Origin of the sequence: Alistipes sp. (assembly GCF_048465635.1) — a bacterium.
Lineage (GTDB): Bacteria > Bacteroidota > Bacteroidia > Bacteroidales > Rikenellaceae > Alistipes.
Genome location: NZ_DBFWLF010000005.1, coordinates 59,383 through 71,834, shown reverse-complemented (window position 1 = coordinate 71,834; position 12,452 = coordinate 59,383). Strand labels below are relative to the sequence as shown.

General features: G+C 64.1%; 13 protein-coding genes. 3 read left to right on the top strand and 10 right to left on the bottom strand.

What is annotated here, in order from left to right; translation table 11 throughout:
• Window positions 1-26: 26 nt before the first annotated feature.
• The 5 genes from ACMO9O_RS01250 to ACMO9O_RS01230 all read right to left on the bottom strand — a co-directional run bounded on the left by ACMO9O_RS01250 (window position 27) and on the right by ACMO9O_RS01230 (window position 3,918).
• Window positions 27-2,414 (bottom strand): outer membrane beta-barrel protein, encoded by a 2,388-nt coding sequence (locus ACMO9O_RS01250; protein ID WP_418981810.1) that lies wholly within the window; start codon window positions 2,412-2,414, stop codon window positions 27-29.
• 7 nt (window positions 2,415-2,421) lie between these two features.
• Window positions 2,422-2,784, bottom strand: a complete 363-nt coding sequence (locus ACMO9O_RS01245) for a hypothetical protein (RefSeq protein WP_418981809.1) — start codon at window positions 2,782-2,784, stop codon at window positions 2,422-2,424.
• A gap of 87 nt (window positions 2,785-2,871) precedes the next feature.
• Window positions 2,872-3,030 (bottom strand): hypothetical protein, encoded by a 159-nt coding sequence (locus ACMO9O_RS01240; protein ID WP_418981808.1) that lies wholly within the window; start codon window positions 3,028-3,030, stop codon window positions 2,872-2,874.
• 423 nt (window positions 3,031-3,453) lie between these two features.
• On the bottom strand, window positions 3,454-3,570 hold the full coding sequence (locus tag ACMO9O_RS01235) for an N-acetyltransferase (RefSeq protein ID WP_418981807.1): 117 nt from the start codon (window positions 3,568-3,570) through the stop codon (window positions 3,454-3,456).
• A gap of 54 nt (window positions 3,571-3,624) precedes the next feature.
• Complete coding sequence (locus tag ACMO9O_RS01230) at window positions 3,625-3,918, bottom strand: GNAT family N-acetyltransferase (RefSeq protein ID WP_418981806.1); 294 nt, start codon at window positions 3,916-3,918, stop codon at window positions 3,625-3,627.
• Between the two features lie 78 nt (window positions 3,919-3,996).
• Between ACMO9O_RS01230 and mutY the strand changes: the two genes are divergently transcribed.
• A complete protein-coding gene (gene mutY, locus ACMO9O_RS01225) occupies window positions 3,997-5,040 on the top strand; it encodes an A/G-specific adenine glycosylase (protein ID WP_418981805.1) in 1,044 nt (347 codons plus the stop codon).
• 31 nt (window positions 5,041-5,071) lie between these two features.
• Here the strand turns inward: mutY and ACMO9O_RS01220 are convergent, their stop codons facing one another.
• From ACMO9O_RS01220 to ACMO9O_RS01200, 5 genes are all read right to left on the bottom strand, one after another.
• Window positions 5,072-6,022: a calcium/sodium antiporter gene (locus ACMO9O_RS01220; protein WP_418981804.1), complete on the bottom strand. Its 951-nt coding sequence runs from the start codon at window positions 6,020-6,022 to the stop codon at window positions 5,072-5,074.
• 11 nt (window positions 6,023-6,033) lie between these two features.
• Window positions 6,034-6,453: a hypothetical protein gene (locus ACMO9O_RS01215; protein ID WP_418981803.1), complete on the bottom strand. Its 420-nt coding sequence runs from the start codon at window positions 6,451-6,453 to the stop codon at window positions 6,034-6,036.
• Between the two features lie 11 nt (window positions 6,454-6,464).
• A complete protein-coding gene (gene zupT / locus ACMO9O_RS01210; RefSeq protein WP_418981802.1) occupies window positions 6,465-7,265 on the bottom strand; it encodes a zinc transporter ZupT in 801 nt (266 codons plus the stop codon).
• Between the two features lie 346 nt (window positions 7,266-7,611).
• Entirely contained in the window at window positions 7,612-8,475 is an 864-nt protein-coding gene (locus ACMO9O_RS01205) for an HAD-IIA family hydrolase (protein ID WP_418981801.1), read from the bottom strand.
• Window positions 8,475-9,362 (bottom strand): glycerophosphodiester phosphodiesterase family protein, encoded by an 888-nt coding sequence (locus ACMO9O_RS01200; RefSeq protein ID WP_418981800.1) that lies wholly within the window; start codon window positions 9,360-9,362, stop codon window positions 8,475-8,477. The genes ACMO9O_RS01205 and ACMO9O_RS01200 overlap by 1 nt, the downstream gene beginning before the upstream one ends.
• 259 nt (window positions 9,363-9,621) lie before the next feature.
• On the opposite strand from ACMO9O_RS01200, the gene ACMO9O_RS01195 reads away from it, so the two are divergent.
• The gene (locus ACMO9O_RS01195) at window positions 9,622-10,962 is read left to right on the top strand and encodes a sn-glycerol-1-phosphate dehydrogenase (protein ID WP_418981799.1); all 1,341 of its coding nucleotides are present in this window, start codon (window positions 9,622-9,624) and stop codon (window positions 10,960-10,962) included.
• Window positions 10,963-11,097: 135 nt separating this feature from the next.
• Window positions 11,098-12,447 (top strand): MFS transporter, encoded by a 1,350-nt coding sequence (locus tag ACMO9O_RS01190; RefSeq protein ID WP_418981798.1) that lies wholly within the window; start codon window positions 11,098-11,100, stop codon window positions 12,445-12,447.
• The last annotated feature ends 5 nt before the right edge of the window (window positions 12,448-12,452 follow it).

Sequence of the window (12,452 nt, the reverse complement as noted above, 5' to 3'; positions counted from 1 at the left end):
TTTGGATCAAAGTTACGAATTTATTTCTATTGTCCCTCGTTTTTCTTCAGACGGCTGCGCTCCGAATCGGCGGCTCCCTCGATGCGCCGGGCGCGGAATTCGCGGCCCGAGCGGAAATTCCACGTCGCCGAGAGCTTGAAGCGGCGCGCTCCCCATGCCGAGTAGCCGTCCATGCGACGCACCAGTCCGTCGGCCGTCGAGCGGTAACCCTCGCCCGCCCCGTTGAGGTTGTACGCCGCCAGCGAGAGCGTCAGCCGGTCGCGGCAAAGGCGCTTCTTGACCGCCGCGTTGAGCGTGTGGAAGGGGTTGACCTCGCTGTTTCCCGAGTAGAGACGGCTCTGTCCGCGGTAGGAAAGCTCCACGTAGAAGCCCCGCGGCAGCGTCAGACCGGTGGTGAGGTTGGCGAACATCAGGTAGTGCTCCTCGCGGGGGCTTTCGTTCGTGAGGCGGATGTCCTGCTTCACGCCCACGAAGTTCACGGAGAGGTTCCACCGCTTGGTGAGCTGCACGGGGGCGTTGAGCGCCACGAACCAGTGGTTTTCGCTGTGGTGGTTCTCCGGAATGATGTAGGTCACGTCCCGGTCCGCGGGGTCGGTGCGGCACACTTCGCGGATCAGGTCGCGGTGGAGGTTGGCTCCCACGGTGAGCGTGTAGCGGTACTTCCAGATCAGCGTGAGCGAGAGGCGGTGGATGTAGGTCGGCCGCAGCGCGGGGTTGCCGATCTGGTAGTTGAAGTCCGAGAACTGGATGCGCGCGGGGTTGAGGCGGAAGAAACCGGGCCGCTCGATGTTGCGCGAATACTGTCCCGCCAGCATCCAGGTGCGCATCGTGTTGAATGCGCAGCTGACCGAAGCGTGGGGGAAAAGTCCGTAGTAGGATTTGTGCACGTCGCTGCCGCGGCCGTCGGTGGCCGTGTATTCGGCGCGCAGCCCCGCCGAGAGGTTCCAGCGGCCTGCCTCGGCCGAGAGCGACGCATAGGCCGCGGCGATCTGCTCGGTGTAGCTGAGCGCGAAGTCGAACGCCGGCTGCGGCTGCCAGCCTGCGGACGTGCGGCCTTCGTAGAGCGCGTCGTTGGAGAGGGCGTTGCGCGTGTACTTCAGGCCCCCGCGCAGTTGCAGGCCGTGCGCGAAGTGCTTGTCGAGGTCCGCTTCGGCGGAGAGGATGTCGTAACTGCCCGCGGTGGCACTGCGATAGGAGGTGTCGCGCCGGTAGTCGTTGTAGGTGAAGCGCGTGTCGTAGCCGTTGTCGCCGTCGGTGCGCTGGCGCGTGTAATCCAGCAGCAGCTTGAGCGCCGATCCGGCGGTGTCGATCTTCCAGCGGTAGTTGAACGCCGCCGTCAGACGCCGTTCGCCTGCCCGCTGGTCGTAACGGCTCTCGGCCAGCGTTTTCAGACTGTGCGTGGCGATCTGCGTCCACGCTTCGGAGGGGATGCGGTGGTGCTCCGCGGTGTATTCGGCCTCCGCGCCGATGCTGTGGCGCGGATCGATGTCGAAGAATGCGCCGAGCCGTCCCGAACCGAAGTTGCTGCGGTCGTCCATGTCGGAGCGGCCCGCGAACCGGGTGGCGTTGTCCGGGTAGTCGCGCTCCTCGTCGTAGCGCACCTCGCCGCGCGTGGTGAACAGCCCCGAAGCGCCGGCGTTGAGCGTCCAACGTCCCGCGTGGACACTCACGTTGCCCGAGGGGGCGTAGTTGGCGATGTGCGCGCCCTGCGTCGAGGCCACCGTCACGGAGCCGTTCACCCCGTTCTCCGCGCGGCGGCGCAGTGCGATGCGCAGCACGCCGCCCCGCGCGTCGGCGTCGTACTCCGCTCCGCCCTGCGGGATCACCTCCACGCGGGCGATGTCCGCCGCCGTCAGCGTGCGCAGGTAGGCGGCCACCTTGTCGTCGTCCAACCTTAGTTCGCGGTCGTCGATGAAGACCTTCACCCCTTTCGAACCGTTGATGGCAAGGCCGCTGTCGTCGAGCCAGACGCCCGGCGCCTCGGCGAGCAGCTCCGCGCCGTCCTTGCCCGCCAGCGCGGGCGCGTTGCCGACGGTCATCACGAAGCGATCGGCCTCGCGCCGAACGGCATTCCCGGTTACGACCACCTCGCCGACCGAGGTTCCGGTCTGCTCGAGGCGGATCGCACCCAGCTCGCTGTCTGAAGCCGCGACGGTCGTCTCGCGCTCGCAGGGGGCGTAGGCGATATGGCGCACCTGCAGCGTATAGCGGCCCGGTTCTGCCCGCAGAACGAAGCGGCCCAGCGAGTCGGCGGTCGTTCCGGCGGCCTGCTCCGAGGCGCGGAGCAGGACGACCGTGGCGAAGGCGACCCCTTCGCCCGCGGCGTTTTCGATGCGTCCCGTTAGGCGCCGGGGCGTTGCGGCGCTGAGCAGGGCCGGGACGGCCAGCAACAGCAGGAGTAAAAGTCGTTTCATCGGGCGGTTAGTTTTGAGCGGGATAGAAGAGGTTCATTTTGACCGCGGTCCGCTCGTCGGTGAGCTTGCACTTTTTGGTGGCGTACCCCTCGGTGGGCCCCCGGTCGCCCATGTCCATCTGGTAGTTGCCGTTCTCGTCGTGGAAGAGCGACACTTCGGCCGCGTCGCCCGGGATTTCGAGCGTCACCGTGACCGCACCTTCGGCGGCGTCGGCCTTGGCGTAGACGGGCTGTTCCGCGCCGGGGACGGTGGCCATCACCAGCAGGGCGCCTTTGGCACTGCGGAGGTTCGGAACGGTGATCTCGAGCGTTTTGGCCGAGATGGAGGTGGCTGCGACGAGCGCGGCGGCCAGCAAAATGATCTTTTTCATGGTACAATGTTTTTATCGGGTGGTATAATCGTTTTCGTCGTCGAGGTCGGTGAAGTGCCAAATGGCCTGAAGGGCGAGGTTCAGCCCCTATCCCGCAGCCACCCAAGCCACCCACCAGTAGTGGGGCGTGGTGTACCAGTTGACAAAGGTCAGAAAGGCGCAGACGACCGCGTAGGTCGTGATGCGGCGGGTGAACCAGCGGCCGAACAGGCGGCGTTTCTCTTCGTAAGTTTTCTGCGTTTCCATCGTTTTCCGGTTTAAAGGAGTGTGCCTCGGTTTGTAAATCTATTGCAAATATAAAGTAGTTTATAAAATAAACCAAATTTCGGGCCGGAAATATGCGGAAAAAACCGAAAAAAATTCAGTACCTATATTATAGGGGAATTTTGTTGCGCGACGGATGGCGTCCGTCGTTACGAGGACGGCTTCCGCGCTGAAAGAGGCGACCGGGGACGGACCGGATCGTTGTCGGTCCGCCCGGCGATTGCCGGGAAGATGGTCCGGAAGGTGGTCCGGATAGATGGCCTGGGATGATGGCCCGAGAAGATGCCCGGCAAAATGTTCCGGGCGGGATGCTACGGTGCGGCGTTGCGGAGAGCGGATCACCCCTGCTTGTCGGCGAGGAGGTTCCCCTGCGGGATGCTCGCGTGCGGTGTTGCAGGCTTTGGGTCACTCCCGTTTATCGGCGAGGAGCGGCTCCCACTCGGGGTGGCGGCGGATGTAGGCGGCCACGAAGGGGCATTGAGGCACGATCCGAAGCTCTTGCCGGCGCACGTCCTCGAGCACGGTACGGACCGGGTCCCCCGCGGGATGCTCGCGTGCGGAGTTGCGGAGAGCGGATCACCCCTGCTTGTCGGCGAGGAGCGGTTCCCACTCGGGATGGCGGCGGATGTAGGCGGCCACGAACGGGCATTGCGGCACGATCCGAAGCTCTTGCCGGCGCACGTCCTCCAGCACGGCGCGGACCAGTTCCGAACCGATGCCGCGCCCCTCCAGCGTCGGAGGAACCCCGGTGTGGGTCAGAAAGAGCGTCCTCCCGTCGCGGATATATTCCACGACGGCCCGTTCGTTTTCGACGTCCAGTTCGTACCGCATCTCGGCGGCGTTGTGGCGGAAGGCGTGCCGTTCGTTCATCTTCGTTACGTTTTTCGGGTGAGTGTGGTTTCAAATATAGTTCCTTTCCGGGAAAAATCGTACTTTTACCGCCGGATTATGGAACCGCTGCACGAAATATTGCTCGACTGGTACGACCGCGAGGGCCGCGACCTGCCGTGGCGGCACACCCGCGACCCCTACCGCATCTGGCTTTCGGAGGTCATTTTGCAGCAGACGCGCGTGGCGCAGGGCACGGACTACTACCTCCGTTTCACGGCCCGTTTTCCCAACGCGGGGGCGCTGGCCGCCGCTTCGGAGGACGAGGTGCTCAAGTTGTGGCAGGGATTGGGCTATTACAGCCGGGCGCGGAATCTGCATGCGGCGGCCAAACGCATCGCGCAGGAGTTCGGGGGCCGCTTCCCCGCGACGTTCGACGCCGTGCGCGCGCTGCCCGGCGTGGGCGACTATACGGCGGCGGCGATCTGTTCGGCAGCTTACGACCTCCCGTGCGCCGCGGTCGACGGCAACGTTTACCGCGTCCTCTCGCGCCTGTTCGATGTGGACGAGCCGATCGACACGACGGCCGGCAAACGGACGTTCGCCGAGCTGGCGCAGACGCAGCTTGACACGGCCCGTCCGGGACGCTACAATCAGGCGATCATGGACTTCGGGGCGACGGTCTGCACCCCGGCCCAGCCGCGGTGCGGGGCGTGCCCGCTTTCCGACCGTTGTCTCGCGCTTGCGGCCGGAACCGTCGCCGAGCGACCGGTCAAGCGCGGAGCTGCCCGGGTGCGCGACCGCTGGTTCCACTACCTGCATCTCACCTGCGCGGGGCGCGTCGTGCTCCGCAAACGGGGACCGGGCGACATCTGGCAGGGGCTTTACGAATTTCCGCTCATCGAGACCGGCGCTCCCGCCGACTTGGCGCAGTTGAGCGCTTCGGCGGAGTTCGGGGAGTGGGTCGGCGATGCGTGGACCCTGCGCCGCACCGTAACGATGTCTGCGCACCAGCTTTCGCACCAGCGCCTGCACGCGGTGGTCTATCGCCTCGACGTTCCGCAGCTGACTCCCCGGGCCGCCGCCTGCGCCGTGGATGCGGCGTCGCTGGGCGACTATGCCGTTCCGCGGCTGCTGGAACGCTACCTGGAGCAGGACGACTGATCGACTGCGTGTTCCGCCAGTGAGGGTGTTTCTATCGGATCAAATACCAAATGTAAGCAATGTAGATCGCCAGAAAAATCGCCCCTTCCGCCCGGTCGATCTTCCGGCTGCGGAATGTGAACGCCGTGACGAACAACAGCAGCGAGCTGAGCACCACCATCAGAATATCGGTCGTCGTGATGCCGCCCATCGAGAGCGGATGGATCGTCGCGCTCAGTCCGAGGATCAGCAGGATGTTGGCGATGTTCGAGCCGAGGACGTTGCCCAGGGCCATTTCGGCCTTGCCCTTGATGAGCGAGACGATCGAAGAGGCCAGTTCGGGCAGCGACGTGCCGCCCGCCACGAGCGTGATGGCGATCACCGACTCGCTCACGCCCAGATGGCGGGCGATCGAGGTTGCGCTGCGCAGGAACATTTCGCCGCCGACGATCAGTCCGGCCAGTCCGCCGGCGATCATGACGACGGCAAGCCAGAGTTTCATCCGCGGCTTGGCCGCGGTCTCCGCCGTCTGCGCTTCGCGCCCCGTGGCGCGGATGGTGTACCACAGCAGGGCGGCGTAGAGCGTGAGCATCACCACGCCGTCGATCCGGCCGATGCGGTCCGCCGTACCCAGATGGAGCAGGCGGTCCGAGGTGGTCAGCAGCAACAGCAGCGAGACGATCACCCCGAAGGGGATGTCGCGGCGGATGTTGCTCGCCGTGAGCGGCAGCGGGCGGATCAGCGCGCAGATGCCGAGGATGACGAAGACATTGAAGAGGTTCGAACCCACGACGTTGCCGATCGCCACGTCGCTCTTGCCGGCGACGGCCGACAGCAGCGACACGACCAGCTCGGGGGTCGACGTACCGACGGCGACCACCGTAAGTCCGATGATGAATTCGGGTACGCGGAAGCGCTGGGCCAGCGCCGCCGAGCCGTCCGTGAGGAAGTTTGCCCCGCCGAGGATCAGCGCAAGGCCAACGATCAGTAGCAGAATATCCATCGACCGATATTTTATTCGACAGCGATGTCGTCAAGGCGGATCTCTCCGTCCATAGTCCGTACCCGGACCGGGATGATTACGCATTTGCGCGTGTAGCCGTTAAGATAGGCGACCGCGTACCACGCCGCATCGACGTGCGCAACGGTGATAGTCTCCAGGTCATTGCGGTTGAAGTCCTGCGCCCGCACGATCGGGTCGTAGCCGCTCTTTTCCCGGACGGCTTCCACCTTTTTCACCAGTCGCTCCGTCAGGAAGCGGCCGAACAGTTCGGAGGGGTCGCCTCCGTCGGCCATCCGCTGGCAGTAGGCGACGTAGAATGCCCGGACGGCCTCCGCCTCCGCCGCGGGGCGGTTCTCGGCGGACACCGAAAAGTGCGGAAGAAAGGCTGTGGCGAGCAGCAGAACGATTACCCGTCTTGTGATTGTTATCATGGTTTTGGATTTTATGCGAGCAGTATCAGGCTGACGGCCATCAGCGCCATGCCGGCCACCACGCCGTAGATCGAGGTGTGGGCCTCGCCGTATTCGCGGGCCGCGGGCAGCAGTTCGTCGATGGAGATGAAGACCATGATGCCCGCCACCCCCGAAAGGATGCAGCCCATCAGCGTCGGCGACATGAAGGGCATCAGCACCAGCCAAGCCAGCAGCGCGCCGACCGGCTCGGCCACGCCCGAGAGGAGCGAGAGCAGAAACGCTTTTTTCCGGTCGCCCGTAGCGTAGAAGATCGGGATCGAGACCGCGATGCCTTCGGGGATGTTGTGGATGGCGATGGCCAAGGCGATCGCCACGCCCAGCGTGGTGTTGTCCACCGCCGAAGCGAAGGTGGCGATACCCTCGGGGAAGTTGTGGATGCCGATGGCCAGAGCAGTCATCAGCCCCATGCGCATGAGTTTGTTGTTGCGGGGCTGCTTGTCCATCTCCTCGATCCGGTGCGCTTCGTGGGGGTTTTCGATCGCCGGCACGAGCCGGTCGATGATGCCGATCATCAGGATGCCCGTGAAGAAGGCCGCCACGGTGACGATCACGCCCAGGCGGGGTCCCCATTGGGTCGTCAGGGCCAGGTTGGCCTGTGCGAACAGCTCGACGAACGACACGTAGACCATCACCCCGCCCGAGAAACCCAGCGAGAAGGAGAGCAGCCGTTTGTTGGTGCGCTTGGCGAAGAAGGCGATCGCACTGCCGATGCCGGTCGCCATGCCGGCTCCGAGCGTCAGCAGCAGCGGTATGAGGAAGTTGTGCTCCATAAGCGATTGAGTTGGTAGCAAAGATAGTGCAAGCCGAGGGCAAAACCAAACGGAGTTTGGATTTTGCCGAGGCGCCGCCCAATCTTTGGCAGCTATGGAGGTCGGTCCGCAGCCGGCGGAGGTTGCAGCATGCCGCAGGCTTGATGCACTCCTCCGCACCCGGCGGCTGCGGAGTGCCGGGGTCGGGTTCCGACCCCGATAATCCGGCAGACCGACCGTCCTGCCATCGACGGAGCAAAACAGCCCAGTTCCGCAGGCCTGCAACCTTTTTTAGACCGATTACGACAGCGAAACAAAACAACCGCGCCCCGAAGAGCGCGGTTGAAAAGACGAGGATTCGAAAAAATCACTTCCGCGCCTCGCGCAGCATCTCGCCCAGCACGCCGATATTTTCGGCGATGATGTCGGGCTGCCGCTCGGCCCGGTCGGCCACTTCGAGCGTCGTTTCGCCCGAAAGCACCAGCACGCCCACGGCTCCGGCGTTGTGGGCCATCGCCACGTCGGTGTAGATGCGGTCGCCGACCATGGCAATCTCTTGGGGTTGCAGGGAGTGCCGCGCAAGGATGCCCGAGAGCATGTTTGGGTCGGGTTTACCTAACGTGATGTCGGGCCGTCGGCCCGTGGCGTGTTCGAGGCAGGCGCAGATCGAGCCGCAGTCGACCAGCACCGTGGGCTGGTCGGTGGGGCAGACCCGGTCGGGGTTGGTGGCGATGTAGGGCACGCCCTGAGAGATCCACCACGCGGCGCGGCAGAGCCGCTCGTAGCGCAGCGTTAGGTCGAACGCCGCCACGATCACGTCGGGCCGATCGTCGGCCGAATCCTCCGTGGAGACGAAGCCCGCGGCCTCGAATTCGGAGATCATCGACGGCGTTCCGAGCAGGAAGAGCCGCCGGGCCGCAGGGTAGTGCGCGCGGATGTAGTCGATGGTGGCCAGCGCCGTGGTGTACATCTCCTCGCGCGTGGCTTGGATGCCGAGTTTTTCGAGCTTATGGAGGTAGTCGGCGATCGACTTGGAGGGGTTGTTCGTCAGGAACGAATAGCCGATGCCCGCCTCGCGCAGCCCGGACAGAAAGGGTTGCGTGTAGGGGAACAGCGACATGCCCATGTAGATGGTTCCGTCCATGTCGAGGGCGACGTGGCGGATGCGGCGGAGCCGCTCGCGCAGCTCGGCGGACGACCACACCGAGCGGAATTTATCGAAAGTCTGCATCAGCGTTTGAGGTTGAGGTTGCAAAACAGATAGGGGTAGTCGGTCTCGATCACGTCGCACCCGGTGGGAATCTCCAGCTCGTAGCCGCGCGTGCGCTCGGCGTCGGTGGCGCGCCGGTCGTGGGTCGGGGCGGTCGAGATCATGCACATCACCCCGCACGCGTGCAGCCGGTCGTAAAGCTCCTGCTGGTCGCCGTAGATCATCGGTCCCACGTAGGCCATCGCCTGCGACCAGGGAAGCCCCGCCTTTTCGTAGCGGTCGAACTCGCGCAGATTCTTGCACCAGACGGAGAACATCGCCTCCGGGTCGCGCTCCAGCAGGAACATGGCCTGCTCGGCGTTGTGGACGGTGTACATCACGTTGGCCGGTGCGAGGCGGTTGATGAAAGCCGACATCACCTCCAGCGGCACGTCCTTGATGTCGAGGTTGAGGATGGTCCGGCCCCGGCTCCAGCGGATGCACTCTTCGAGCGTCGGGATTTTGTAGGGCGTCACGTTGCCTGCGCGGTCCTTGAGAAAGAGGGCCTGCAACTCGGCGTAGGTGTGGTCGGCCACGCGCCCCGTGCCGGTGGTGGTGCGGTCGAGCGTGGCGTCGTGCATCAGCACGATCACGCTGTCGCGCGTCAGGCGCGGGTCGATCTCGAAGAACGAGGGCATCATCGTCAGCGTCTTTTCGAACGATTCGATGCAGTTCTCGGGGTAGCCCGTCAGCATGCCGCCGCGGTGGCCGCTCACGACGATCTCCCGGTCGGGGGCGTAGCGGAACCAGGCGTGCAGCTGCGCGCGGTCGGCGATGTCGATGTAGTGGGCCTTGTCGGCGGATTGCTGCGTGCCGCAGCCCAACAGCAGCGCGCCCGCGAGGGAAAGCAGTAAACGGTAGGTTCTCATCGGGTTCGGATTTTTAGCAGGTCAAAGGTATGTTTTTATTTTCTTTCGTGCAACTATTGACTAATAGAATCGCAAACGAAAATAGATATTTCGCTTTTTGAGGCAGTTTGGCGTTTTGTAATCGAAATAATCGTCCAAAAGGAAATTTTATAACTGAAAAAGTTGTAAAAAGGAAAACTTTTCTCTACATTTGCCTTTGCTTTGACAAGACCCTATCCGCAGGGGTCCATCCGAGAAACCTATATTATTACGCTGCATAATGAACAAGATCGAAAGCGCCCTTTCGCGCACGACCGACACCAAGTCGCTGGTGATCGGAGCCGACACCCTTCCCGAGGCGGCGGTGATGTTCCGGGAGTTGTTTGCGGGCCGCCGCGCGCTGGTGGTCGCCGACCGTAATACGTGGCGCGTGGCCGGCGAGGCCGTGCACCGCATCCTGTCCGACGCGGGCATCGCGCAGGACGAACCCCACGTCTTCACCGATCCGGCCCTCTATGCCGAGTGGAGCTACGTCGAACAGCTGGACGGGGTGCTCGCCGCGACCGACGCGGTTCCGGTGGCCGTGGGTTCGGGGGTCATCAACGACCTCTCGAAACTCTGCTCGCACCACAACGGCCGCCGCTACATGATCGTCGGGACCGCCGCTTCGATGGACGGTTATACGGCCTACGGCGCGTCGATCACCAAGGACGGCAACAAGCAGACCTTCGACTGCCCCGCACCGCTGGGCATGGTGCTCGACCCGACCATCGCCGCAGCGGCTCCCGAGCGGCTGTCGGCCTCGGGGTATGCCGACCTGATTGCCAAGATTCCCGCGGGCGCCGACTGGATGCTCGCCGACGCGGTGGGGTCGGAGGCGATGGACGACTTTGCGTTCTCGGTGGTGCAGGACGGGCTGCGCGACGCGCTGTGCGACCCGGAAGGGGTGCGCGCGGGCAATGTGGCGAAAGTCGAGCAGCTGGCCGAAGGGCTGCTGCTGAGCGGCTTCGCCATGCAGGCCACTCAGTCAAGCCGCCCGGCATCGGGGGCCGAACACCAGTTCAGCCACCTCTGGGATATGGAGCACCTCAAATTCAACGGCGCCTCCGTTTCGCACGGCTTCAAGGTAGGCATCGGGACGCTCGCCTCGACCGCTTTCCTCGAAATGCTGCTCGAAGCTCCCGTCGACCAGCTCGACGTGGAGCGCTGTGTGGCGGCATGGAAGCCGTGGAGCGACGTGGAACGCGATATACGCCGCATCTTCAACGACGACGCCGAGTTCGTCGCCCGCGGTCTGGTGGAGACCAAGAACAAATACGTCGGCCGCGAGGGGCTGCGCGACCAGTTGGAACGGCTGAAAAAGGCGTGGCCCGAACTCTCGGAGCGTATCCGCGCTCAGATCATCCCCTTCGGCGAGGTGCGCCGCCGCCTGCAGCTGGTCGGAGCGCCCTACGAACCCGAGCAGATCGGCGTTTCGCGCGAACACTTTCTGGAGAGCTTCCGCAAGATTCCCTACATGCGCAGCCGCTACACAGTCGTCGACGTGGCCTTCCGCTGCGGCTGGATGGAGCAGTGGCTCGACCGCCTGTTCGGCAAGGGCGGCATCTGGGAGGTGCGTTAACCGCCTCCGCGCAGAAAAGGCCGCCCGTCGGCGAACGACTTTCGGCAGTGAATCCGCAAATTTTTTCCCGGAATTTGGATTTTCGCTGCCGAAAGTTGTATATTTGCTTTTGAAACTACTAACTTTCATTTCGAAATGACACCCGAACAGGCCAAACGCTTCAAGTATTGGCAGACCCGCACGATCATCGCCACGATGATCGGCTACGCGCTTTTCTACTTCGTACGCAAAAACTTTTCGCTGGCCATGCCCGGCATGGAGGCCGACCTGGGTATTTCGAAAACCAGCCTGGGTATCTTCCTGACCCTCAATGGGGTAGTCTACGGCTTCTCGCGCTTTCTGAACGGCATCCTGGCCGACCGCATGAACGCCCGCTGGTACATGGCCATCGGTCTGGCGCTGTGCGCCGTGTCGAACTTCGCCTTCGGTTACGGGGAGGACATCGCCTCGTGGATCACGGGCGAGCGCTCGGGCGACGGTTTCACCAATACGCTGGTCCTGTTCATGGGGGTCATGTGGGTGGTCAACGGCCTGTTGCAGGGCACGGGCTTTCCGCCCTGCGCGCGGCTGCTGACCCACTGGATTCCGCCCACGCAGCTGGCCACCAAAATGTCGGTCTGGAACACCTCCCACTCCATCGGCGCCGGATTGGTGGTCATTCTCTGCGGCTACATCATGGGCACGATGGGCACGGGTCCCGACCACGTGGGGGCGTGGAAGTGGTGCTTCCGCATCCCGGCCGCGATCTCCTTCGCCGGGGCCATCGGGCTGGTCTTCTTCCTGCGCGACACCCCCAAGTCGGTAGGGCTTCCCGAACTGGAGGGGACCGAAACGCGGCAGGAGAAGAGCGTGCCGAAGGGGGCCGAGCACCGCGCGTTCCTCATGCAGCACGTCTTCCGCAATCCGCTGATCTGGATTCTGGGCTTCGCCAACTTCTTCGTCTACATCGTCCGCTTCTCGGTACTCGACTGGGGGCCCTCGCTGCTGAGCCAGTCGAAGGGCGTGAGCATGGAGCACGCCGGATGGCTCGTGGCCATGTTCGAGATCGCCGGCATCCTCGGCATGCTCTTCTCGGGATGGGCCACCGACAAGTGGCTGCGCGGCCGGGCGCACCGCACGTGCGTCTTCTGCATGGCCGGGGCGGCGCTCTTCGTCTTCCTCTTCTGGCAGCTTCCGGCCGATGCGCCGATCTGGCTGCTGTTCACCACCCTCTGCGCCGCCGGGTTCTGCATCTACGGTCCGCAGGCGCTGATCGGCATCGCCGCGGCCAACCAGGCCACCAAGAAGGCCGCGGCCACGGCCAATGGCTTGACGGGGCTGTTCGGCTACGCTTCGACGCTCGTCTCGGGCGTCGGGCTTGGGTACGTGGCGCAGCACTACGGCTGGAGCTGGGCCTATGTGGGCATCCTCGGCATGGCCGTGGCGGGCATGCTGGTCTTCCTGCTGATGTGGGGCGCGCGTGCCGACGGTTACGAGGCTGAGTAGTACGG

What these genes read in the sequence shown, in the direction of transcription:
- ACMO9O_RS01250 (WP_418981810.1), bottom strand. Translation starts at nt 2,414, where the DNA reads ATGAAACGACTTTTACTCCTGCTGTTGCTGGCCGTCCCGGCCCTGCTC.
- ACMO9O_RS01245 (WP_418981809.1), bottom strand. Translation starts at nt 2,784, where the DNA reads ATGAAAAAGATCATTTTGCTGGCCGCCGCGCTCGTCGCAGCCACCTCC.
- ACMO9O_RS01240 (WP_418981808.1), bottom strand. Translation starts at nt 3,030, where the DNA reads ATGGAAACGCAGAAAACTTACGAAGAGAAACGCCGCCTGTTCGGCCGC.
- ACMO9O_RS01230 (WP_418981806.1), bottom strand. Translation starts at nt 3,918, where the DNA reads ATGAACGAACGGCACGCCTTCCGCCACAACGCCGCCGAGATGCGGTAC.
- mutY (WP_418981805.1), top strand. Translation starts at nt 3,997, where the DNA reads ATGGAACCGCTGCACGAAATATTGCTCGACTGGTACGACCGCGAGGGC.
- ACMO9O_RS01220 (WP_418981804.1), bottom strand. Translation starts at nt 6,022, where the DNA reads ATGGATATTCTGCTACTGATCGTTGGCCTTGCGCTGATCCTCGGCGGG.
- ACMO9O_RS01215 (WP_418981803.1), bottom strand. Translation starts at nt 6,453, where the DNA reads ATGATAACAATCACAAGACGGGTAATCGTTCTGCTGCTCGCCACAGCC.
- zupT (WP_418981802.1), bottom strand. Translation starts at nt 7,265, where the DNA reads ATGGAGCACAACTTCCTCATACCGCTGCTGCTGACGCTCGGAGCCGGC.
- ACMO9O_RS01205 (WP_418981801.1), bottom strand. Translation starts at nt 8,475, where the DNA reads ATGCAGACTTTCGATAAATTCCGCTCGGTGTGGTCGTCCGCCGAGCTG.
- ACMO9O_RS01200 (WP_418981800.1), bottom strand. Translation starts at nt 9,362, where the DNA reads ATGAGAACCTACCGTTTACTGCTTTCCCTCGCGGGCGCGCTGCTGTTG.
- ACMO9O_RS01195 (WP_418981799.1), top strand. Translation starts at nt 9,622, where the DNA reads ATGAACAAGATCGAAAGCGCCCTTTCGCGCACGACCGACACCAAGTCG.
- ACMO9O_RS01190 (WP_418981798.1), top strand. Translation starts at nt 11,098, where the DNA reads ATGACACCCGAACAGGCCAAACGCTTCAAGTATTGGCAGACCCGCACG.